The sequence below is a fragment of the Burkholderia sp. MBR-1 genome (assembly GCF_013822785.1).
In the GTDB taxonomy this organism is placed as follows: domain Bacteria; phylum Pseudomonadota; class Gammaproteobacteria; order Burkholderiales; family Burkholderiaceae; genus Burkholderia; species Burkholderia vietnamiensis.
Window position 1 is genome coordinate 1647965 of the sequence record NZ_CP053610.1, and the last position, 23376, is coordinate 1671340.

The 23376-nt window shown below is 68.1% G+C and carries 20 protein-coding genes; 8 read left to right on the forward strand and 12 right to left on the reverse strand.

Annotation, left to right across the window (positions count from 1 at the left end):
- Positions 1–135 precede the first annotated feature (135 nt).
- The 6 genes from MBR110_RS22000 to MBR110_RS22025 form a co-directional block, all read right to left on the reverse strand.
- Positions 136–657 carry a GNAT family N-acetyltransferase gene (locus MBR110_RS22000; RefSeq protein ID WP_249208000.1) on the reverse strand — a complete coding sequence of 174 codons (522 nt, stop codon included), beginning with the start codon at positions 655–657 and terminating at the stop codon, positions 136–138.
- A 263-nt stretch (positions 658–920) separates the two neighbouring features.
- Positions 921–1178 (reverse strand): hypothetical protein, encoded by a 258-nt coding sequence (locus MBR110_RS22005; protein WP_080938725.1) that lies wholly within the window; start codon positions 1176–1178, stop codon positions 921–923.
- 210 nt (positions 1179–1388) lie between these two features.
- Complete coding sequence (locus MBR110_RS22010) at positions 1389–1730, reverse strand: hypothetical protein (protein WP_146230277.1); 342 nt, start codon at positions 1728–1730, stop codon at positions 1389–1391.
- A gap of 103 nt (positions 1731–1833) precedes the next feature.
- Complete coding sequence (locus MBR110_RS22015; RefSeq protein ID WP_131753930.1) at positions 1834–2196, reverse strand: hypothetical protein; 363 nt, start codon at positions 2194–2196, stop codon at positions 1834–1836.
- 212 nt (positions 2197–2408) lie between these two features.
- Positions 2409–3731 (reverse strand): ATP-binding protein, encoded by a 1323-nt coding sequence (locus MBR110_RS22020; protein ID WP_041494234.1) that lies wholly within the window; start codon positions 3729–3731, stop codon positions 2409–2411.
- 11 nt (positions 3732–3742) lie between these two features.
- A complete protein-coding gene (locus tag MBR110_RS22025) occupies positions 3743–4483 on the reverse strand; it encodes a response regulator (protein ID WP_011880864.1) in 741 nt (246 codons plus the stop codon).
- Positions 4484–4707: 224 nt separating this feature from the next.
- Between MBR110_RS22025 and MBR110_RS22030 the strand changes: the two genes are divergently transcribed.
- On the forward strand, positions 4708–5334 hold the full coding sequence (locus tag MBR110_RS22030; RefSeq protein WP_181709337.1) for a thioredoxin family protein: 627 nt from the start codon (positions 4708–4710) through the stop codon (positions 5332–5334).
- 49 nt (positions 5335–5383) lie between these two features.
- Here MBR110_RS22030 and MBR110_RS22035 read toward each other — a convergent pair whose 3' ends face one another.
- Positions 5384–6022, reverse strand: coding sequence for an FMN-binding negative transcriptional regulator (locus MBR110_RS22035; RefSeq protein WP_181709338.1), 639 nt, complete (start codon positions 6020–6022; stop codon positions 5384–5386).
- Positions 6023–6063: 41 nt separating this feature from the next.
- Here MBR110_RS22035 and MBR110_RS22040 point away from each other — a divergent pair, with 41 nt between their 5' ends.
- On the forward strand, positions 6064–6417 hold the full coding sequence (locus MBR110_RS22040; RefSeq protein WP_144410608.1) for a hypothetical protein: 354 nt from the start codon (positions 6064–6066) through the stop codon (positions 6415–6417).
- A 104-nt stretch (positions 6418–6521) separates the two neighbouring features.
- On the forward strand, positions 6522–8717 hold the full coding sequence (locus MBR110_RS22045) for a penicillin-binding protein 1A (protein ID WP_181709339.1): 2196 nt from the start codon (positions 6522–6524) through the stop codon (positions 8715–8717).
- A 10-nt stretch (positions 8718–8727) separates the two neighbouring features.
- Here MBR110_RS22045 and MBR110_RS22050 read toward each other — a convergent pair whose 3' ends face one another.
- Together MBR110_RS22050 and MBR110_RS22055 are read right to left on the reverse strand one after the other, a co-directional pair.
- Positions 8728–9984, reverse strand: a complete 1257-nt coding sequence (locus tag MBR110_RS22050) for a hypothetical protein (RefSeq protein WP_059475919.1) — start codon at positions 9982–9984, stop codon at positions 8728–8730.
- 262 nt (positions 9985–10246) lie between these two features.
- Positions 10247–11665 (reverse strand): MFS transporter, encoded by a 1419-nt coding sequence (locus MBR110_RS22055; RefSeq protein WP_011880869.1) that lies wholly within the window; start codon positions 11663–11665, stop codon positions 10247–10249.
- 439 nt (positions 11666–12104) lie between these two features.
- Between MBR110_RS22055 and MBR110_RS22060 the strand changes: the two genes are divergently transcribed.
- Positions 12105–14564 carry a DUF3772 domain-containing protein gene (locus MBR110_RS22060; RefSeq protein WP_014724048.1) on the forward strand — a complete coding sequence of 820 codons (2460 nt, stop codon included), beginning with the start codon at positions 12105–12107 and terminating at the stop codon, positions 14562–14564.
- A 130-nt stretch (positions 14565–14694) separates the two neighbouring features.
- Here MBR110_RS22060 and amaB read toward each other — a convergent pair whose 3' ends face one another.
- Entirely contained in the window at positions 14695–16206 is a 1512-nt protein-coding gene (gene amaB, locus MBR110_RS22065) for an L-piperidine-6-carboxylate dehydrogenase (protein ID WP_034194750.1), read from the reverse strand.
- 623 nt (positions 16207–16829) lie between these two features.
- On the opposite strand from amaB, the gene MBR110_RS22070 reads away from it, so the two are divergent.
- Complete coding sequence (locus MBR110_RS22070) at positions 16830–18098, forward strand: NAD(P)/FAD-dependent oxidoreductase (RefSeq protein WP_181709340.1); 1269 nt, start codon at positions 16830–16832, stop codon at positions 18096–18098.
- A gap of 116 nt (positions 18099–18214) precedes the next feature.
- A complete protein-coding gene (locus MBR110_RS22075) occupies positions 18215–18889 on the forward strand; it encodes a TetR family transcriptional regulator (RefSeq protein ID WP_034194751.1) in 675 nt (224 codons plus the stop codon).
- Positions 18890–19022: 133 nt separating this feature from the next.
- Here MBR110_RS22075 and MBR110_RS22080 read toward each other — a convergent pair whose 3' ends face one another.
- Both MBR110_RS22080 and MBR110_RS22085 read right to left on the reverse strand, forming a co-directional pair.
- Positions 19023–20807, reverse strand: coding sequence for a phospholipase D-like domain-containing protein (locus tag MBR110_RS22080; RefSeq protein WP_059568034.1), 1785 nt, complete (start codon positions 20805–20807; stop codon positions 19023–19025).
- Between the two features lie 104 nt (positions 20808–20911).
- Entirely contained in the window at positions 20912–21670 is a 759-nt protein-coding gene (locus MBR110_RS22085; protein WP_014724053.1) for a DeoR/GlpR family DNA-binding transcription regulator, read from the reverse strand.
- Between the two features lie 200 nt (positions 21671–21870).
- On the opposite strand from MBR110_RS22085, the gene MBR110_RS22090 reads away from it, so the two are divergent.
- Together MBR110_RS22090 and MBR110_RS22095 are read left to right on the forward strand one after the other, a co-directional pair.
- The gene (locus MBR110_RS22090; protein WP_011880876.1) at positions 21871–22056 is read left to right on the forward strand and encodes a hypothetical protein; all 186 of its coding nucleotides are present in this window, start codon (positions 21871–21873) and stop codon (positions 22054–22056) included.
- Positions 22057–22264: 208 nt separating this feature from the next.
- The gene (locus MBR110_RS22095; RefSeq protein WP_046424465.1) at positions 22265–23134 is read left to right on the forward strand and encodes a DMT family transporter; all 870 of its coding nucleotides are present in this window, start codon (positions 22265–22267) and stop codon (positions 23132–23134) included.
- Positions 23135–23376 lie beyond the last annotated feature (242 nt).

The window sequence follows — 23376 nt, forward strand, 5'->3', positions numbered from 1 at the left end:
TGCCGTTTGCCGAACCCGACCCGGAGCGGACTGTCGACGATCTCCAAAGCGGTCACCGCTCCGGACTTCAGCAATTGATCGTGCGTGCCCGACCGTATGGTGACCACATGCGAACATCGACGTTCTGATTGAAAGTCAGTCAGCCGATTTTTCGTACAGTGAATCGATATAGTCGCCATGCTCGGGCATTGGCTTGACTCCAACCCGGACGAAACCATGCGACTCATAGTAGGCACATAGCTTCGTATTTCTCGCATCGCACCCAAGCCGAACAAAACGTCGGCCCACGGTCCTGACTTGGTTAGCGCACCAATCGATCATAAAGATGCCAAGGCCGCCGCCGTTAAAGCCCTTTCTTACGGAAAGGCCATGCAAATAACCCGCAATTGGCTCTTGCGGCCCCCAGTACATTTCATCGTTCCAATCCAGAGAGAACGTTCCTACAGGCATGCCATCCTGCTCGACAACATACACATCTCGCCGCGAGAGACTGTTTAGCACCCATCCTTCGGAAAATCCGTCTCCTTCCTTGCCCCACGCATAATCACCATGAGCCACCTTCTTTTCGTGTGCATCGTTCCGAATTCGAGTAAGTACCGTTACGTCTGCTGCTGTTGCCCGGCGGATGCTTTTTGAGGTCATCGGTTTTCTCTGCATTGATCGGTTTCGGTGGAGGAACGGCGCAGATTAGCAACGTCACCTTACGTTACACCAACCAGTAGTCAGATTGCGGACATTCGATGTCCGAAGTTTGAGAGGCTGCTTTTGGCCGGAAGTCGCCGGTCGGCGCCCGGTGCGGCCCGACCGGCGACTTCCGACCCGTAGCGGACCTTCAGTGTTCTCGAGAACAGTCGTTCAGAGCACATCAAACTGACATCGCACGGTATGTCGCAGGCCGCATTGACCGAGTGCTCCCCGGACTACGTCACCGGGGGCGGTAGCGGACTTCCGTCCTCGAATGTTCCAAGAAGCGTGCGCGCTTTTTTTAATAGGCGCTCGATTTCGACGAAAGGTAAATCCCTCTCAAAAAGGGAGACCTCCACCGAATTATTGACATCGCTGCGAAATACTTCGGCAACAACCTCTTCGTGGTCGTTGACGAGCTCGAGTCCAAGTCCATCACGCAGGACGTCTGAGGCCATTTGAAGTCGAAATACTCTACCTATATCTTCGGTCATGATGACTGATCCTTAGAAAGGCGACTCTGTCTTATATGGGATGAGAAATTGTGGACAATGTTAGCCGTGCCGTCGACCGTCCCCTCATGGCCGACGACCGCCTGATGCCGCCGTCACACTGCGTTGGATCGGAGGACGGCGCGCACCGACCCTGAAGTGACCTTCGGCTTTCTCAAATGCGGACATTTCGTTTTTCGTCACGCCGCACTCTTAGCGCCCCACACGAATGTGAGCGTCACGCGAGAAATCGTATGTCTTTAGCACCGGACGGATAGCGTCGATTAATTTGTCTGTGTGGGCGCTCAGCATATAGATGGACGCCTTGCCACCGTCGACTGTCACTTCATCACCATCCAGCTCGCCGAACTTCGTCTCCCTCGCTACCGATTCCAGCTCGTCTTCCAGCTGGTGTAGTCGCGTCAGGTCAAGGCTGCCATAGTCCACAGCGATCACAATTTGATTGCTTTCGGCAAGCGGCGCCGCCCATGTTGGCTTTCCGAAAACGAGAAACAGGAAAAGTACAGCGCACTGGGTTAGCAAACGTTGGTTCATAGACTGTTCGTTAATCAAGCATTGCGAGGCGCAGCGGCGATGGCCCTCGATTATCGACGATTCTGACCTCTAGGTCGAACGGCCGAAATTGGCCGTCAAATGCCTATGAATTTGTCGCCGCATCATTGGCTTCAACGGTAATACAGAAGTGCAGTCTGTCCGTCGTTCCGAGATTATTTTCCGTCCACTCCAATGCCGCCGCCGCGATTGTCCGACGGCAGAAATCCGCGGCTTCCGGTATCGAAAGATCCTCCAGACTCGTCGTTCCCTGCGGCGCGTTACCGTGACCGACCCGTCCATCCGGCGACTGAATCCATCCTTCCCAACCCAGGATGCGAATCTTGTTGTTCGCACAGTAGTCGATGGCTGCGATAGCCGCATTTAGCGGAAGGACGATTTCCCTTGGTGAAATCGATTGCAGCGCGATCTCGGGCGGCAAACATTGCAGCTGCATCAGTTGAGTCACTCTTTCAGTTCGGACATCGCCGGATTGTCGGCAATCTAGCCTCATATGTCGAGCGTCCGATCCTGGCCGGAACTTAGTCAGACACCTGGCGCTGTCTGTTTGGTCTAGTCCAGCCATATACATTTGCTTCGTCGCACTTCGCTCGTCACGCTTGATTCATCTCGCACGATTCGTCTCGCGTGATCGGCGCCCGTACTTCCCCGCTCCCCCCATCACCCCGCATTCACCAACGTCAACCGCGCCTCCAGCCCGCCGCCATCCTCCCGGTTGCGCAGCGTCAGCGTGCCGCTCATCGCGAGCGCGAGCTGCCGCGCGATCGCGAGGCCGAGGCCCGTGCCGCCCGTATCGCGGTTGCGCGACGTCTCCACGCGTCGGAACGGCTCGAACACCGCATCGAGCTGATCGTCCGGGATGCCCGGCCCGCGGTCGCGCACCGCGATCACCGCGCCGCCGTCGGGCGCCGCCTGCACGTCGATCTCCGCTGCGCCCGCGAACTTCAGCGCGTTGTCGACCAGATTGCCGACTATCCGGCGCAGCGCCTTCGGCCGCGTGACGAGCGCGAGCGGCCCGCCGCTGTGCAACGCGACATCCTGCCCCGCATCCGTGTAGTCGCACACGATGCTGTCGAGCAGCGCGTCGAGATCGATGCGGCGCGCGGCCTCGTCGGTGCCGTGCAGCGTGCGCGCATACGCAACGCCCTCCTTCACCAGATGCTCCATCTCGAGCAGATCGTGGCGCAGCTTCGCGCCTTGCACGTCGTCGTCCATCGTATCGACACGCAGCCGCATACGCGTGATGGGCGTCTGCAAATCATGCGAGATCGATGCGAGGATCTGCATGCGCTCGGCCATGTACTGCGCGATGCGCTCCTGCATCGCGTTGAACGCGCGGGCCGCGCGCGCGACCTCGGACGGCCCGTTCTCGTCGAGACGCTCGCCCTTCAGGTCGGGGCCGAGCGCGTCGGCCGCCTGCGCGAGCTGGTTCAGCGGCCGCGTCGCGAGCCGCACCGCGAACCAGCAGCACGCAGCCAGCACCGCGAGCTGCAGCGCCAGCACGTACGGCAGCCAGCCCGACAGCGGCACCGTCGACATCGGATGGATGTCGATCGTCAGCGGCGAACCGTCGGTCAGGCGCAAATGCACCTGCAGATGCTCGCGATCGCCGGGAATCGCGTTCGCGGTCAGCGGATAGTCGCCGCCGATGCCGTCCGAGATCGAGCGCTCGACGCGCGCTGACAGGCGCGCCTCCGGCGGCGTGCCGGTCTGCCCCGGCCCAAGAATGAACGTGTAGCTGCGCCGCGCGAGACGCGGCACCCACGCGGCGCGCTGCGCGGGCGGCAGGTTGTCGAGGAGCGCGACCGAACTGGCGACTTCGCGCTCGATGTAGCCCATCATCAGGTTGGTGGTCGCCTGGTCGCGCTCGGTCACGGTCAGCCAGAACGACAGCGTCTGCGCGAGCGCGAGGCCGACGCACAGAATCAGCGCGAGCCGCGCGAACAGCGAACGCGGCCAGTGCCACAACGACAACGCCGACAACGCGCGCGAGCTCATGCGCCACCTTCGACCGCGGTCACCGCCGACGAGAACACGTAGCCCTCGTTGCGCAGCGTCTTGATGTAGCGCGGCTCGCGCGCGCCGTCGCGCAGCCGCTGGCGCAGCCGGCTCACGAGCAGGTCGATCGACCGGTCGAACGGATCGGACTGCCGTCCCTGCGTGAGATTGAGCAGCTGGTCGCGCGTCAGCACGCGCTGCGGATTGTCGACGAACACGCGCAGCAGCCGGTATTCGGCGCCGCTGAGCGCGACCATCGTGCCTTCGGTGTCGAGCAGGTGGCGCCCGGTCGTGTCGAGCCGCCATTCGCCGAACGCGAGCATCGCGGCCGTCTCCGTCACCTGCATGCCGGGCGGCAGCATGCGTGCGCGGCGCAGCACCGAGCGGATGCGCGCGAGCAGCTCGCGCACCGCGAACGGCTTCGCGAGATAGTCGTCGGCGCCCATTTCGAGGCCGATGATCCGGTCGGTTTCCTCGCCGCGCGCGGTCAGCATCAGCACCGGCACCGTACGGAACCGGCCGGCGCGCAGGTCGCGGCACAGCGCGAGGCCGTCCTCGCCGGGCAGCATCAGGTCGAGCACGATCAGATCGGGGGCGCCGTCGTCGAGCAGGTTGCGCATCTCGCGGCCGTTCGCGGCGACCGACACGCGCATGCCGTTCTTCTCGAGATAGTCCGCGATCAGTTCGCGGATCGCGCGATCGTCGTCGACGATCAATACGTGGTCGGGCTTGTCCATGGGGTGTCTTCGTCGTGATGTGGCGGCTCGCGATGTCCGCTTTTATACCGCAGTGCGGCCGCGCGTTTGTATCTCAATGTATCGCGCCGCCGCGACGACACACAACATTGCACACACGCCGCTTGGAGGACACATCGCCGATACGTCGGTGCGGCCCAATGGGGATCGTCGAAACCCGTCGGCCGACGCACCCGCCCAGCCGGCCACCGAACCGGAGAACCGCCATGCTGCCCCGTTTCAGAACCGCCGTCGCCGTGGTCGCGGTCGCCGCCACGGCCGCGCTCGCCGCGCTCGCCGCATTCGCCGCATTCGCCGCATTCGCCGCATTCGCCGGCACGCGCGACGATGCCAAGCTGCCCGCATCGGCAGCCGGCATGCAGGCGCCGAACTTCACCGGCATCGAGCGCTGGCACAACAGCGCGCCGCTCACGCTCGACCAGTTGCGCGGCAAGGTCGTGCTGGTCGACTTCTGGACCTACTCGTGCATCAACTGCATTCACACGATTCCGTACGTGAACGACTGGTATCGCAAATATCGCGACCAGGGGCTCGTCGTGGTCGGCGTGCATACGCCCGAGTATCCGTTCGAACGCGATGCCGACAACGTCGCCGATGCGCTCGAGCGCTTCGGCATCCGCTATCCGGTTGCGCAGGACAACCACTACGACACCTGGCGCGCGTACGGCAACCAGTACTGGCCCGCGCTGTACCTGATCGACGCGAGCGGCAAGGTGGTCTACACGCGGTACGGCGAAGGCGGGTACGACACGACGGAAGCCGCGATCCGCGCCGCGCTCGCGCAAGCACATGCGGCCACCGACACGACGCAACGCGCGACGCGCACGCAGTAGCTCGCACGGCGGCGCGCGCAGGTGCGGCGCGCGTGCGGATCGGCGCGGCTCACTGCCGCTTCGCGTCCGCCTGCTCGAGCATCGCGTCGCCGATGGCCACCTGCCCGTTCGCGATCAGCGCGTCGGCCGCGCCGCGAATATCGTCGGCCGCCTTGGTCTGCGACAGCTTGCGTTTGCCGACGAGCCGCGTGATCTCGATCTGCAGCCCGACGATCGACTGCAGCAGCGCATCGAGATAGTCCTTCGGCGCATCGGCCATCTTCCACGGCACCGGCTGCGACGCCTCGTGCGTGCGCGTGAGCCGGGCGACCACGCCGCGCACGAACTTCTCGTCGTCGCGCACGGTGATGCGGCCATACGCATGCACGACCACGTAGTTCCACGTCGGCGCCTGACGGTGCGCGACATGCTTGCTCGGATACCAGTTCGGCGAGATGTACGCATCGCCGGCGCGGAAGATCACGAGCACGTCGTCGCCGTTCGCGACTTCCTGCCACAGCGGATTCGCGCGCGCGACGTGCGCATGCAGCTCGCCGAGGCCGCCGTCGCGCGGCAACAGCTCGAACGGCAGATGATTCGCGTCGAGGCCGCTCGCGCCGTGCGTGACGAGGCTGCCGAACGGATGCTGGACGATCAGCTCGCGCAGCGCGTCGGGGTTCGATTCGGCGAAATCGGCAGGGACATACATGGCGGCTCCACAGTGGGACGGGGTTCGGCTGACGGCCCTGCATGGGCTTCGTCATGCGCAGATTGTGCCCGCAAACTGGTTTCTTCTGTAGAACCGGTTGCGAGCAGTTTCAGCAGAACAGGATCGCGGCCCGAACGGCCCGCATCGTGGCAATCCCGTCGCTCGGCGACGTGCGGCTCGGCGACGTTCCGCCGTCCACGTGGCGGCTCGCGGCATCGCTGCAGGCGGCGCGCTCCACCGTCGTCGAAGCGGATGCTCGACCGAGCGGCAAAGGCTTCGTGGAAGCGCGCGGCGTGGCGGCTTCGATCGCGCAGATGGAGGCGGCCGCCCTCGACCCGAGCGGCGCGCCGCGGCCGCGGGCGCCGCGAAAGGTTGTCCGCGGGCAACAAACGTAATCGTCTGTAAATCTTGCAAGAAAACGGCCGTTTCGGCCCGCGGCAGCCGCTCGCGGTTTGCTAGCATCGCGCCTTTTCGGACCGCGCTCCGCGCTACCGTCGCCGTGAATCGCTTCGTGCCGTCTCTTCGCAATCTGTGGCTCCGCTGCCGCGACCGCGCGCGCGCCTTGTGCGCCGGCGCATGGCAGCGGCTGCGCCATCCGACGCGCCGCGGCGTCGTGCTCGCGCTCGCGGCGCTTCCGGTGCTCGGGCTGCTGGTCCTGCTCGCGTTCGTGCCGTTCACGCCGAGCATCGGCGACATCCGCCGCGCCCGCATCGACCGCCCTGCGCGCGTGCTGTCGGCCGACGGTCAGTTGATCGCCGAGTTCCGGCCCGTGAACCGCGAATGGGTGCCGCTGCGGCAGATCTCGCCGCACATGGTCGACGCACTGATCGCGACCGAAGACCACCGCTTCTACGCCCACCACGGCATCGACTTGCGCCGCACGATCGCGGCCGGGCTGCATACGTTCTCGGGCAGCCGCCAGGGCGGCTCGACGATCACGCAGCAGCTCGCGCGCAATCTGTATCCGGACGAGATCGGCCGTGCGCCGACCCTCACGCGCAAAGTGAAGGAGCTGATTACCGCGTTCAAGATCGAGACGGTATACAGCAAGGACGAGATCCTCGAAACCTATCTCAACACCGTGCCGTTCCTGTACAACGCGTACGGCGTCGAAATGGCCGCGCGCACCTATTTTGGCAAATCGGCGGATCAGCTCGACATCGTCGAAAGCGCGACGCTGGTCGGCATGCTCAAGGGCAACAGCTATTACAACCCGGTGCTGAATCCGGAGCGCGCGGTGCAGCGGCGCAACCTCGTGCTCGCGCGGATGGCGGCGCTGCACATGCTGTCGCCGCAACAGCTCGCGCAATTGCAGCGCAGGCCGCTGCGCGTCGATTTCGAGCCGCAGACCGCGCAGCCCGGCCCTGCGCCGCACTTCGCCGTGCAACTGCGCAAATGGCTGATCGCGTGGGCCGATCGTAACAACTACGACCTCTATTCGGACGGTCTCGTCGTGCGCACGACGCTCGACGCGCAACTGCAGCAGATGGCCACGCGTGCGCTCGCGCAGCAGACCGAGCGCCTGCAGGCGGTCGCCGACGGCGCGTGGCGCGGCGCGTCCGGTTGCGGGCTGCGCAACGACCTGTTTCGCGGCTTCGTCCGGCAGAGCGCCGACTACCGCGCAGCGCGCGACGCCGGGCTCGCCGACGCGGTCGCGCTGAAGCAGCTCGGCGCGAACCGCGCGTTCATGCGCGCGCTGTGCGAGCGCAAGACGCGCGTGCAGGCCGGCTTCGTCGCGCTCGACCCGCGCGACGGTGCGATCCGCGCGTGGGTCGGTAGCCCCGATTTCGACAGCGAGCCGTTCGATCACGTCGCGCAGGCGCGGCGGCAGCCGGGCTCGACGTTCAAGCCGTTCGTGTACGGCGCCGCGTTCGCGGACGGGATGCGCCCGGACGACACGTTCGTCGATCGCCCGGTCGCGATCCCGATCGGCGCGCACGCGCAGTGGCGTCCGACCGACGCGGAGCCGCCGACGGACGCGCCGATGACGCTGCGCGACGCGCTCGCGCTGTCGCGCAACCGCATCACCGCGCAGGTGATGCAGCGCGAAGGCGCGGCGCGGGTCGCGCAGCTCGCGCGCGCGATGGGCGTGCGCGACAGCCCGCTCGACGCGGTGCCGTCGCTCGCGCTCGGCACGAGCCCCGTCACGCTGAAGGAAATGGTGTCCGCGTACGGCACGATCGCGAACCGCGGCGTGTACGTCGCGCCGCAGATGATCACGCGCATCGAGGACCGCGACGGCAAGGTGCTCGCGACGTTCGGCAGCGCGCCGCCCGAACGCGCGCTGCCGGTCGCGGCCGCGCAGACGCTGATCGACGTGATGCGCGGCGTCGTCGACTACGGCACCGGCGCCGACATCCGCGAACGCTACGGGATCCGCATCGACGTCGCCGGCAAGACCGGCACCACGCAGGACAACACGGACGGCTGGTTCATCCTGATGCATCCGCAACTGGTGGCGGGCGCGTGGGTCGGCTTCGACGACGGCAGCGTGACGCTGCGCAGCGATTACTGGGGCGCAGGCGCGCACAGCGCGCTGCCGATCGTCGGCACGTTCTTCGATGCGGCGCTGCGTGCGCGCGCGATCGACCCGCGCGTGCAGTTCTCGCCGGATTTCCGGCCGCGCAGCGCGCCGGCGCCGAAGCGGCGTGCGCCGCATTCGGGCCTGTTCGACTGGCTGAAATTCTTCCGCTGACCGGCGCGCGTCAATCCGCCGTGTCGCCGTTCTTCGGCAATTTCGACCGCGCCTTGTGGCCCGGCGCCGGCGACCATGCCGGACGGGTACTGCGTTCGCTGTCGATCACGACCAGATAGCGCCCGGCGATCGGCGTGATGTCGCGATCGTGGCGCAGCACCCACAGCGACCGGCCGGACTCGACGCGCGCCTGATAGTCGTCGTCGAGAATCGCGTGACGGTCGAGGAACGTATTCAGCGAAGCGGGAATCCGCACGCAGCCTTTCGAATGCCGGATGCCGAGCAGCGGCTCCAGACGATCGGGGTCGGTCGCATGCATCTGGAAGCGCATCGGCGACTTGCCGCCCTTGCCCCAACCGCGCTCGCCTTCGACCCAGCCGAAATCGTAGATGCGCATGTCGTGCGCGCCATAGCCGCGAATGCCGTGGTCGTTCATCGTTCCTTCGGCACGGAAATCCATGTTGTCGGGCGAATGGTGGAACACGCCGAGCGGCGTCAGGAAGTGATCGTACTGGCCGGGCCAGCCGGTGCCGACCGGCGAGGCGCCGATCAACAGCCATGCGTTGTCCGGCGTCGCGCGGAAGTAGATGAACAGCGCCTGCACGTTCGGCGCGCGGTCGACCATCGCGACGTACTCGCCGGCGAGGTCGCCGAGATTGGCGTCGGTCAGTGCGCGCTGAAGGCGATCGGCGTATGCGCGCTGGTCGTTGGCGGGCACGTTCAGCCGCCGCGTCACTTCCTGCGCGAAACGCTCGCGCATGTCGAGCGCACGCGCGGTCGCCTCCTTCGCCTGTTCCGCAGACAACGGCGGATGCCGGCGCGGCGGCGTCGGCGCCGGTGCTTCGGCTTCGCTCGCGGAAGTTTCTGCGGTATCCGAGGCGGCGGATGCGGCCGAAGCAGCCGATGCGCCGCTGACAGGCCGAGCGGGATGCGAGTGATGCGCGGCGGCAGCGGACGACGGCGCCGCCGACGACGCCGGATGCGCCGCGGCGGCATGCCGAGCCGGAGACGATGCCGATGAGGCGCCGGGCGCGGCAGACGCCGGCACGTCGGATGCGCCGAAGGCCGGCTGCGGGACGAGAACGGAAACGGGGAGCGCGGCGGCGAGCCACACGAAGGCGGCGACGGTGCGCGTACTGCAACGCGGCACGGGGAATCGCCGCGTCAGGTCGGAAAGCATCATGCGATCGGAGCCATCGGCCGATCCGGCCGCCGGACATAGCGAGCGGCGCAACGCGCGCGAGCTTCGCCGGTACGTGGAACGCATCGCATGCGCGCCGCGCCGACGTCTCGCCGGGGCGAAGCCGCTCGTGCGGGCAACACGTTCGGCCCGATGGCGGTCAATGAGTCGTGAGGTCTTTCATTCTACCTGCGCACGCATTGAACGGCAGCGCGGCGGGGCGTGGGGCGCGCACCGAGCGCTTTACTCTGGGCTTCGGGCTTCGGACGCCGTTCGCCCTGCACGAAGCACCGAGCGGCGCGCAACGTAGCGCGCCGCCCGGCCGCCTGCCCCGCACCCCGCGCGACAACTACTTCGAAATCGCCTCGAGCGCGATGCCGCGGGTGCGCGGCCCCATGAACCCGATCGCGGCCATCACGATCACCATCGCGCCGGCGATGAACGCGAACACGCCGAACGTACCGAAGCCCTTGAGCACGGCGGCGATCACGAACGACGAGAAGATCGCGGAAAAGCGGCTCCACGAATAGACGAAGCCCACCGCGCGCGCGCGGATCGACGTCGGGAACAACTCGGCCTGATACGCGTGGAAGCTGTACGACATGATGTTGCTCGCGAGCGTGAGGCCGATGCCGAGCACGATCAGGAACGCGCCGACGGTCGTCTGGCTGAACAGCAGCCCGCAGACGACGATCGCCGCCGCCATCGCGACGATCACCGACTTGCGCTCGAAGCGATCCGCGATCACCAGGCCGATCAGCGGACCGAGCGGCGCCGCGAGCGCGATCACGCTCGAATACATCAGGCTCGACGTGATCGTGATGCCCTGCTTGATCAGCAGCGTCGGCACCCAGTTCGCGAAGCCGTAGAAGCCGACCGTCTGGAACACGTTGAAGATCGTCATCATGATCGTGCGGCTGCGATACGGCGGCACCCACATGTCGCGGAAGCGGCCGCGCGGCGGCACCGGCTCGGGCGGCGCGGGCGGCGGCAGCGGGCGGCCGTATTCGGCTTCCACCTTCGCCTCGAGCGCGCGCATGATGCGGTCGGCCTCGTCGACGCGCCCCTGCTGCGCCAGCCAGCGCGGGCTTTCCGGCAGCTCGCGGCGAATCCACCAGACGAACAGCGCGCCGTGCGCGCCAATCAGCACGACCCAGCGCCAGCCGTCGAGGCCGAGCGGCGCGTGCGGCACCAGCAGGTACGCGAGGAACGCGACCACCGGCACCGCGACGAACCCGACCGCCTGCTCGCACGCGAACGCGCGGCCGCGGATCTGCTTCGGCACCAGCTCGGAGATGTACGTGCCGATCGTCACCATCTCGACGCCGAGGCCGAGACCGACGACGAAGCGCCAGAAGTTCAGCCCGCCGGCCGTGTCCTGGAACGCCATCACGACGTTGGCGGCCGTGTACCACAACAGCGACCACGTGAAGATCGCACGGCGTCCGAAGCGATCGGCGAGAAAGCCGCATGCGATCGTGCCGATGAACAGGCCCGAGAACAGCGCCGCGATGAAGCTCGCGACGCCCGTGGTGCCGAACAGCCCGTGCGTGGTCGCCGACAGGATGCCGCTCTTCACGAGGCCCGGCGCGACGTAGCCGCTGTACAGCAGATCGTAGAGTTCGAAGAAGAAGCCGAGGCTCAGCAGCACGACGAGCTTCCAGACGCTGCGGGTGGGCGGCAGGCGGTCGAGGCGGGCCGAGATTGCGCCCGCGTCGATGGTGGAGGACGGGGCGGCTGCCCGTGGAATGCTTTCCGATGAGACCATCTTGGTCGTGTCTCCTGATCGTGTCGTATGTTGTTGTTCGCCGGCCGGCCGGCCGCCGCGTCGACGATTCGCTGCATTGTACCGGCACGCCGCACGCGCCGGCTCGGATGGTCCGAGGAGTTCGGCGCTGCGCGGGCACACCGCTTCGCAGCCGGACGATGTGTAAATTGCGTAACGATGTGTCGGCGCATCGCCATCGGTGCGCGCAGGCCATGCGCCGCCGCAGCCGCCCGCGAAAGCCGGCGCGGCCCCGTCGGCACGGGCGTCCGGCGTCGCCGCGCGCCCGCGCGCGTCCGCCGGCGCATGCCTGCGCGCCGAGGCCGCGCGGCACGACCTGCGCCACCGCCCGCGCCGCGCCCGGTAACATGCTAGCGGTCCAACTTCCCGCCTCCCCGGCGCCATGCGGCGGCCGGGGTCGTCAGCAAAACGCAAGCATTCCATGTCAATACCACGACTTTCCACCTACGCACGCCGCATCGCGCTGATCGCACTGCTGCAGTTCGCGGCGATCGCGACGGCCGCCGCGTTTCCGGCGGCCGCGTCCGCACCGGGCGCGAGCGGCGTCGGCGTCCCGGTGCCGACCATTTCGGTGAACGACGCGCTCGCGCAGCTCAAGCAGATGCAGCTTCAGCAGGACCGCATCAAGCAGCAGACGTCGACGGCAACCAACAGCAAGGAGCTCGACGAACTCGGCGACGCGACCCAGGAGCTGAGCGCCGACGTCGACAAGCTGCAGAGCGAGCTCGCGCCGCAGCGCACCCAGGTGCAGGCGCAGCTCGACGTGCTCGGTCCGCCGCCGGCGCCCGGCGCGTCGCCCGAAACGCCGGCGGTCGCGCAACAGCGCGCGACGCTGAACGCGCGCAAGACGCAGATCGACGCGGCGCTGAAGCAGGCCGCCGACCAGAAAGCCAATCTCGCGAACCTGGCCGACCAGTTCGCGAAGCTGCACCGCAGCCTGCTGCGGAACCAGCTCGCGTTCCGCTCGGGCAGCATCTTCGGCGCCCAGTTCTGGCTGCCGCTGTTTCATCTGGCGCCGGAGGACGTGAAGCGGCTCGACGCCTTCGACGCCGAGCTGCGCGACATGCTGCGCTCGTCGTGGACGCCGGGCCAGCGCGCGATCACCACGCTGCTGGTGCTCGCCGCGTTCGCGGCGTGGCTCGGCGGCCGTCGCGTGGTCGAGCGCGGCCTCGCCTGGGTGTGCCTGAACCGCTTGCCCGCCACGCGGCTGCGGCGCAGCGCGCTCGCGCTGGCGACCGCGCTCTCGACGCTGCTCGCCACCGCGGTGGCCGTGCAGATCCTCTATCTCGCGCTCGCCCGCCATTACGAGCTCACGCCTGCGATGAGCGATCTGTGGGACGCGTTCGCGAAGCTCGCGGTGACCTGCGCGCTGATCGCCGGCCTCGGCCGCGCGCTGCTCTGCACCCGCCATCCGTCGTGGCGGCTGCCGGCGCTCGCCGATTCCGTCGCGCTCGCGATGAAGCCGTTCCCCGGCGTGCTGGCCGCGCTGCTGCTGGTGTCCGGCGCGCTCGAATCGATCAACCGCATCGCCGACACCAGCCTGTCGGTCACGCTGCTCGGCCGCGGGATCGTGTCGCTCGTCGTCGCGCTGACCGTCGGCGCGTCGCTGCTGCGCGCCAACCGCGTGCGCAGCGCGCTCGCGGCGGCCGGCGAGGCGCCCGAGCAGCGCTCGACGCTCGCCGGGCTGATCCATGCCGGCGTCACGCTCGCGATCGTCGCTTCGCTGGGCGCGCTGCTGATCGGCTACATCACGGTCGCGCGCTTCATCACGTACGAGCTCGTGTGGTTCGAGATCGTGCTGTGCAGCGTCTACATCCTGATCCAGCTGACGCGCGACGCGAGCGAAAGCCTGTTCTCCGCGAATCTGTCGACCGGCAAGCAGATCAAGCATCTGTTCGCGCTCGACGACCGGCATCTCGAACAGGCGCACACCGTCGTGTCCGGCCTCGGCACGAGCCTGCTGATGCTGGTGGCCGCGATCGCGCTGGTGACCGGCGGCTTCGGCACGACGCCGGGCGACCTGCTCGACAGCGCGGTCGCGATGATCGGCGGCGAGCGGCTGCAACGCCTGAACATCATGCCGGACCGCATCATGAACGCGGTGATCGGCTTCGCGATCGGCTTCTACCTGCTGCGCTCGGTGCGCCGCTGGCTCGACAACGAGTTCATGCCGGCGCTCGGCATGGATGCGGGCATGCGCGTGTCGCTCGTCACGCTGTTCACCAACGTCGGCTACGTGCTGCTCGTGCTGATGACGCTGGGGCTGCTCGGCGTCAAGTGGAGCAATCTCGCGTGGATCGTCAGCGCGCTGTCGGTCGGCATCGGCTTCGGCTTGCAGGAGATCGTGAAGAACTTCGTGTCGGGGCTGATCCTGCTGACCGAGCGTCCGGTGAAAGTGGGCGACATGGTGAGCATCGCGGGCGTCGAAGGCGACATTCGCCGCATCAACGTGCGCGCGACCGAGATCCAGCTCAGCGACCGCTCGACGGTGATCGTGCCGAACTCGCAGCTGATCTCGCAAAACGTGCGCAACGTGACGATGGGCAACAGCACGCAGGGCGTCGCGACGCTGATGCTGACGTTCCCGCTGAACACCGACCCCGAGCAGGTGCGCGACCTGCTGCTCGACGCCTATCGCGAGCACCCGGCGATCCTCGACAAGCCGGCGCCGTCGGTCACCTTCAGCCAGCTGACGGCGGACGGCATCACGCTCAGCGTGACCGGTTACGTGGCGAGCCCGCGCATCGCGAGCTCGACGAAGAGCGACCTGCTGTTCGAGATCCTGAAGCAGCTGCGCGCGGCGAAGATCACGCTTTCGACGCCGCAGGTGCTGGTCGTGCAGAACATGCCGACGAGCGACGGCGCCGCGCCGCACGAATGACCGGCCGCACGCGCACCGCCCGGTCTTGGCGGTACGCGCGCGCCCGTCGCCATGAAAAAGGCCGGCTGCCGCTTGCGCGGCAACCGGCCCTCGTCGGTCGAACCCGATGCGCGCTATCGCGCGCGCGGCGTCAGACGTCGAACTTCACGCCTTGCGCCAGCGGCAGCTGACGGCTGTAGTTGATCGTGTTCGTCGCGCGGCGCATGTACGCCTTCCACGCGTCCGAACCCGACTCGCGGCCGCCGCCCGTTTCCTTCTCGCCGCCGAACGCGCCGCCGATCTCCGCGCCGCTCGTGCCGATGTTCACGTTGACGATCCCGCAATCACTGCCGGCCGCCGACATGAACTGCTCGGCCTCGCGCATGTCGTTCGTGAAGATCGCCGACGACAGCCCTTGCGGCACCGCATTGTGCACGTCGATCGCCTGTTCGAAGTCGTCGTAGACGAGCACGTACAGAATCGGCGCGAACGTCTCGCGCTCGACCACCGCCGATTGCTTCGGCATCCGCACGAGCGCCGGACGCACGTAATACGCATCCGCATGACCGACGTCGACGCGCTCGCCGCCCTTCACTTCGCCGCCCTGCTCGCGCGCATCGGCCAGGGCCTTCTGCATCGCGTCGAACGCCGCGCGATCGACCAGCGGGCCGACCAGCGTGCCTTCCTCGAGCGGGCTGCCGACCTTCACCGACGCATAGGCTTTCTCGATGCGCGGCAACAGTTGATCGACGATGCTGCGATGGACGATCAGACGGCGCAGCGTCGTGCAGCGCTGGCCGGCCGTGCCGACCGCCGCGAACGTGACGGCGCGCACGACGAGATCGAGGTCGGCGCTCGGCGCGACGATCATCCCGTTGTTGCCGCCGAGTTCCAGGATGCCGCGCGCGAGGCGCTGGCTCAGCACCTTCGCGACTTCCTGGCCCATCCGCACGCTGCCCGTCGCGCTGATGACCGGCACCTTCTTCGACGACGTCAGCACCTCGCCGACGTCGCGCATGCCGAGCACCAGCTGGTGCAGCCCTTCGGGCGCGACGCCCGGATGCGTCCGGTCGAATTCGCGCAGCGCCTTGGCGAGCAGCTGATGGCATGCGATCGCGGTGAGCGGCGTCTTTTCCGACGGCTTCCACACGACCGGATCGCCGCACACGAACGCGAGCGCCGCATTCCACGCCCACACCGCGACCGGGAAATTGAACGCCGAGATCACGCCGCACACGCCGATCGGGTGCCACGTCTCCATCATCCGGTGGCCGGGGCGCTCGGACGCGATGGTCAGGCCGTAAAGCTGGCGCGACAGGCCGACCGCGAAATCGCAGATGTCGATCATTTCCTGCACTTCGCCGAGGCCTTCCGACGTGATCTTGCCGGCTTCCAGCGTGACGAGGCGGCCCAGCTCGGCCTTGTGCTCGCGCAGCACGTTGCCGAACACGCGCACGAGTTCGCCGCGCACCGGCGCCGGCACCGTGCGCCACTTGAGGAATGCGGCATGCGCGGCGTCGATCTTGCGCTCGGCGTCGGCGGGCGAGTCGATCGCCAGCGTCGCGAGCGTCGCGCCATCGACCGGCGAACGCGCGGTCAGCGCATTGCCCTTCCACTGGGCGAGATCGATGTCGAGCGCGGCAAGAATGTCGTTGAATTGCATCACTTCCTCTTCAGGGACAGATTGATCGGTGCGGCGGCGACGCCGCCCGCGTGATTCGATTGGAGCGCGTTCGCGCGCCGCGTGCAAGCGCACGCACGGCGGGGCGAGTACGGCAGCGCTGTGTCGCGCCTCGGGTGGATGCCGTCGCCGGGCCGTGGAGGACGGCAAACCCGCGCGCCGTAACGCACGATCCATGCATCACATTGTCGATGGCCACAAGTCGCGCCGCTATTGATATTAACTCACGACTTCATGCGCAAAACGCAACAACTGGGCTGGCCGAAGCGGGGCGTGTCGGCGCGCCGAGCCGACATGTCTAGCGCCGATGGGCGGCACGCATGCGCCGGTGCGGCGCGCAGCAACTTGATGACGATGCGGCATTACCCGGTATGCAAATTTCGTTTGCCGCGCGGGCGACTTGCACACACGAACGAGGTGGCGCCGGCGTGCTCCGCATCCGGCGCGCCCACGGCCGTCGGCCAATGGCGACACGACGCCCTTCGCTTCCACGACGACAGCCCACCCGCCGCGATACGGACCCGCCATTCGACGCGGCGCCCACGTTCAGGCAAGATCGACGCGCGCCGCGCGCCCCGTTCGTCGTCCATCGTCACCGAAAACGCATGCAAAACTTCTACGAAGCCACCGTTACGCGCCAGCCTTATCCGCAACTGAGCGGCCCGATCGACACCCGCGTCTGCATCGTCGGCGGCGGCCTCGCCGGCCTGTGCACCGCGCTCGGCCTCGTCGAGCGCGGCGTGCGCGACGTCGTCGTGCTCGACGGCGAACGGGTCGGCTTCGGCGCGTCGGGCCGCAATGGCGGCTTCGTGTTCGGCGGCTACAGCCTCGACAACGCGGCGCTGCTGCGCACGCTCGGCCGCGACGAAGGGCGCCGGCTGTACCGGCTCACCGTCGATGCGGTCGGCCTGATCCGCGCACGGATCGCGCGCTACGGCATCGACTGTGACATCGTCGATCGCGGCGTGATGCTCGCGAACTGGTTCGACGATCCGTCGCGGCTCGACGGCGTGCGCACGCTGATGAAGCAGGAATTCGACGTCGACTGGGCGCCGGTCGCGCGCGACGCGCTGCGCGCGCAGCTGAAGACGGCCCGCTATCACGGCGGCCTGTTCGAGCCGAACGCGTTCCACTTCCATCCGCTGAAGTACGTTCTCGGCGTCGCGGCCGCCGCGGCGCACGGCGGCGCGCGCGTGTACGAACGCTCGGCCGCGCTCGGCATCGCGCGCGACGGCGCCGGCTACGTCGTGCGCACCGCGCAAGGCTCGGTGCGCGCGCAGCACGTCGTGTTCGCCGGCGGCGGCTATGCGCGCGGCGTGTCGCCGCGCATCGAGCGCGCGGTGCTGCCGATCGCGACCTACGTGATCGCGACCGAACCGCTCGGCGCGCGGCTCGCCGACGCGATCGACGCGCCTTACGCCATCTACGACACGCGTTTCGCGTTCGACTACTACCGGCCGCTGCAGGACACACGGATCCTGTGGGGCGGCCGCATCTCGGTGCTCGACCGCGGCCCCGACGCGATCGCGCGGCTGCTGCGGCGCGACCTGCTGCGCGTGTATCCGCAGCTCGACGGCGTGAAGATCGACCATGCGTGGGGCGGCCTGATGAGCTACGCGCGACACAAGATGCCGCAGATCGGCCGCGACGCGGACGGCGTGTGGCACGCCGTCGCCTTCGGCGGTCACGGGATGGCGCCGACCACCGTCGCCGGCGAAGCGCTCGCCGCCGCATTGGCGGGCGAGCGGCCCGTGCCGGCCGGCTTCGCCGCGTTCGGCCTGACGCGCACCTACGGGCTCGCCGGCCTCGCCGCCGCGCAGCTCACGTACAGCGCATTCCAGGCCCGCGACGCGCTCGCGTCGCGGCGGCGCTGAACGGCCGCCGCCCGGCCGAAAGCGCGCGGCCGATTAGAGCGGAAGATCGGCGTGGCGGCCATTTGGTGCATGCTAGAATGATTTTTTCCCGCCGCCGCGAACCCAAAACAAATCACATGAAAGCTGGAAGCAAGACCGCCACGTCCGAAAGCCGAGCGCTTGCGACCGAAGCGCGGCGCAAATACGATCCCGAGCAGACCAAACGCAACATCCTCGACGTCGCCACGCAGGAATTCTCCGCGATGGGCCTCGCCGGTGCGCGCGTCGACGCAATCGCCGAGCGCACCAACACGACGAAGCGGATGCTCTACTACTACTTCGACAGCAAGGAAGGCCTGTACGAGGCCGTGCTCGAAAAGGTGTACGGCGACATCCGCGCGCTCGAGCAGGAACTGCACGTCGGCGACATGGAGCCGCGCGAAGGCCTGCGCCGGCTCGTCGAATTCACGTTCGACTATCACGACAAGCATCGCGACTTCGTGCGCCTCGTGTCGATCGAGAACATCCACGGCGCGAAGTATCTCGAACAGCTCAAATCGTTCAAGAGCCGCAACGTCAGCATCATCAAGACGCTCGAGCAACTGCTCGAGCGCGGCGCGGCGAGCGGCGCGTTCCGCCAGGACATCGACGCGTTCGACCTGCATCTGCTGATCAGCTCGTTCTGCTTTCACCGCGTGTCGAACCGCTACACGTTCGGCGCCGCGTTCGGCCGCGATCCGTCGGCACCGCGGCTGCGCGTGCGGCATCGCGAGACGATCGCCGACTCCGTGCTGCGCTACGTCGCCGCCTGACACCGCGCGAACGCGTCCGCGAGCCACGTGCCGCGGGCGCCTCGTGCGCGCAATCGCACGCACTTCCCCTCCCGCAACGAGCGCGGCGCCGCGTGCCGCCGAATGACCCGCGGCGGGTTCGCGACGTAGCGCGTCAGTCCGTCGGCGCGACCGACGCCAGCGCGATCCGCGCCTTCTGTTCCGGGCTTCCCGCCACGAAGTACTTCTGCGCCCAGCTCGCGTCGGGCGCCAGTGCAAGCCGCCGCTGCGCGCCGCCGCCACGCCGTTTCGTGTCGATCGACAGCGCGCGTGCGCGATAGTGCTCGTAGAGCCGCAGGAATTCCGCGAGATAGATCGCCGCGATCCGCGCGTCGCGAATCTCGAGCAGGTTTTCGTCGTTGTACTGCTCGGAATTGCGGCTCATGTTCGCCGAGCCCGTGTACACGACCGGGTTCGCGCCTTCCGCATCGATCACGATGAACTTGTGGTGGACCACGACCGGCGGATAGGCGGGCGCCGGCTCGCCGGGGAACAGGCGCAGCTCCGGCTCGAAACCCTGCGGCACCGTCGCCGGCGAGAAGTACGCGGCGTCGATCACGTCGCGATGATCGCGTCGGCGATGGTAGAGCTCCAGATTCGCGAGCGTCGCCGCATCGAGCGTGCGGCCGTCGTGCTGCGCCGCCTCTGCGTTCGCCGCGCCGGCGACGTTGATGCGGTTCACCAGACCGAACATCATCAGCCCGCGATCGCCGGCGGCAAAGCATGCGTCGCGCAGCGCCGCGTCCGTCGGCATGAAGAGACAGAACGACACCGAGTGCTTCGCGGCCGCGATCGCGGCGACGATCGCATCGATCGCGGTGCGCTGCCCCGCCGGCTCCGGCGAGAACGCGACGCGCACCTGCGCACTGCCGATCGCGAGCGCCTCGGACCAGCCCGGCGACAACTTCGCCGTCTCGGCGATCGACGGATTCGCGGCCAACGCATGCGCACGAGCTTCGTACAACGCAGCCAGCGCCGGCGAGTCGAACGCATGCAGCACGTTGGCCTGCTCGGTCAGCCCTTCGGTCGTGAAGTTCGCGGAACCGGTCAGCACGCGCGCGGGCAGCGCCGCATGCGCCGGCGTGTCGGTCACGATGAACTTGTCGTGCATGATGTGCGTGCGGTCGCGCGGCGCGAGCGTCGCGAGGCCCCGCAGCGCGTCGACGGCCGGCTGGTTCGGCGACGGCAGCGGCGGCTCGTTCTTGCGGGCGATCGCGTGCGCGTCGTAGACGATCGCGAGCGACGTGTCGCCATGCCGGCGCCCGAACGCTTCGAATGCGGGCAGCGCCCACAACGCGTCGGTCAGGTGATAGACGGCCGATGCCGCGCGCGATGCGCGGTCGAGCATGTTTGCGAACACCTGCTCCATGTCGTTCGCGAGCCAGGTGCGCAGCTTCAGCGCCTGCGCCGCGCTCGGCGCGTGGTTCGGCGCGACGCCCAGCGCCGCGACCTGCTTCGCGAACGCCTGCGAACTCACCACCGCGCGGTTGAACCACGTGCCGATGCCGTCCACGATGTGCGCGGGCAGCACGACGTCGCACGCGCCGGCCTCGGCGTCGAGCACCTGCAGACGCTCGGGCGTGCCGACCACCGGAAACACGTCATAGCGAAACGATGCGCCGCGATCCTGCGGGTCGATGCGCGCGTCCCACCACATGAACTTCTGGATCGGCGCCTGATCGGTCGGCGCGTCGCCCTGCGTGTCGGCGGCCGGGCCGTCGAACGTCAGCCGGTTCGGCAGCCAGCTGTCCGGTGCGCGCGTGCGGCCGTCGGCCGAGCGGAATCCCGGCGTGCGCCGGATCGCGAAGCCGAGAAAGTCGCTGCGCGACGCGGCGTCGGGCCAGTCGAAGGCCAGCAGCACCAGGGTCGGGGAAAGATAGCTGCGTACGCTGACGGTCATTCATTGCTCCTGCCGTGCGGGCCGGGCCAGAGGAAGGAGTCAGTGTCGGCGGCGGTTCTTCCCGTGCGATGACGGTCGGATGAAGGTTCCGTGTCCGCGCCGCGTCAGTCGCAGACGAGCAGCTCGATGCCCCGAGCGGTCAGCGCGCGGCGCACGGACTTGTCCGGCGCGCGCTCGGTGACGAGATATCGCGCGGCCGACGTGCCGTTGATCCGCACCGGCGTCACGCGGCCGAACTTGGAGTGATCGGCGACGATGATCGCCGTACCGGCCGCCGCGATCATCCGGCTGCGCACTTCGGCCGCGAGCCGCGAGTAATCGGTGCAATCGCCGTCGACGGTGATCCCGCCCGCGCCGACGAACGCGAAGTCGACGTGGTATTGCGCGAGCTGCTGGATGGTGTCGAGCCCGAAGGTGGCGTCTTCGTCGTCGGACAGTTCGCCGCCGAGCAGCGTAACGCGATTGCCGTTGCGACGCGCCAGCACGAAGGCGGTGCGCCAGTCGTTGGTGTAGACCGACAGCCGGTGCCGGTCGGTGAGCGCGAGCGCGACCGCATGCGGCGTGCTGCCCGAGTCGATCAGCACCGACGCGTCGTCCGGCACCAGCTCGGCCGCGCGCCGTCCGATCGTGCGCTTCGCGGCGGCGTTCGCGGCCTCGCGCTCGGACAGGCTCGGCTCACGCCGCTCGGCCGCCAGTGCGCCGCCGTGCGTCATCACGAGCAATCCGCGTGCGGCGAGCGCGTTCAGGTCGCGCCGCACGGTCTCGCGCGACACGTCGAGCGAGCGCACCAGTTCGGCGACCGACAGCGCACCCGCGCGTCCGAGCTCCGACAGGATGTATTGATGACGTTGTTCCGCCAGCATCGCAAGACGCCCGAGGCGACTGGTGGTGAAAGAGCCGCTCATTGTATTACGGCGGTTTGACGGGCATTTGACGGCATCGGTGCGCGGGCGCGCGCGACGAATGCGAAATTCTGTATTGCCCGATGTGCGTGAATCGGCACGGCGCGCGATTGCTACACTCTTGCGTTCCGCCGACCGACAGCCATCAAGGGGCTCGCGCAATGTATCGCAAAGGCAGTGTGCTCGAAATCCAGTTTCCGCCGGAACGACTCAACGACGGCGCCGGCGATCCGTACTGGATCGACCTGACGCTCGACGAGGCGCGCCGCCTGTATGAACAACTCGCCGCGCGCTTCGCGACCGAGGCGCGCGCGAATCAGCCGCTCGATACGTTCTCGCTCGACTGATCCCCGCTTCGGCGCGCCCGATGCGCGGCGAGCGGCGAGCGGTGAGCGGCGAGCGGCGAGCGGCGAGCGGCGAGCGGCGAGCGGCGAGCGCATCGTCGCACGCGGCGACGCGACCGGCCGAGTGCAGAATCCGACAAGACGCCGACGCCGCCCTGTCCGATACTGACCGGCTCCACGTTCCGTCCGGCCGTATCGCGGCCCGCCACGCATGCTGAACTCCATCGTCGCCGCGGCTTTCGTCGCGCTATGGTCGACCGGCTTCATCGTCGCTCGCGCGATCAAGCCCTACGCCGATCCGAACCTGTTCCTGCTCGCGCGTTTCGCGGGCACGGCCGTGTTGTTCGGCGCGGTCGCGCTCGTCGCGCGCGCGCCGTGGCCGGCGCGCCGCGAATGGCCGCGCCATCTGATCGCGGGCGCGTTGCTGCAAGGCGTTTATCTCGGCGCCAGCTATTGGGCCGTCGCGCAGGGGCTCAATGCGGGCGTGATGGCGTTGCTCGGCGCGCTGCAGCCGCTCGCCACCGCCGTGCTCGCCGTCCCTTTGTTCAACGAACGGCTGCCCGCGCGCGGCTGGCTGGGAATGGCGCTCGGGCTCGCCGGCGTCGCGCTCGTGCTCGCGCCGAAGGTGACGGGCGGCGTCGCGCCGCCGCCGGGCGCCGCGCCCGCGTGGTTCGTCGTCGCCGTGTCGGTGCTGTCGGTCGGTTCGATCACCGCCGGCTCGCTGTACCAGAAGGGCAAGCTCGCGCAGAACGACCTGCGTACCGCCGTGGCCGTGCAGAACCTCGGCGCGGCGATCGTCGCGGCGCTGTTCGTCGTGCTGCTGCACGAAACGCGCTGGATCGGCGCGCCGGCGCTGTGGGTGTCGCTCGCATGGGGCGTCGTGTTCCTGTCCGGCGGCGCGGTCACGATGCTGATGTGGATGCTCCGGCGCGGCAATGCGGCGCGCGCGACGTCGTTGCTGTTCCTCGCGCCGCCGCTCGCCGCGCTGCAGGGCTATCTGCTGTTCGGCGAGACGCTCGCGGCCGTCCAGCTCGCGGGGTTCGCGCTCGCGCTGGTGGGCGTCGTGCTCGCGCGGCGCTGATCCGCGGTCGGCGCGCGGTTGCGTGCGTGCGAAGCGCCGACGCATGTGCGCGGTCGTACGCCATCGACGCCGTCGCTGCACGTAGGCGAAGCACCGGCGCACGTGCATGTGCACGGTCGCGCGCCACCGCTTCCGTCGCTGCCGCAAGCGACGCACCGGCGCACGCGTGAGGCGCGCGCCGTCGCCGCCGTCGTCGCACGCAGACGGAGCGCCGTTCGCGTGCGCGGCCGTACGCCATTGCA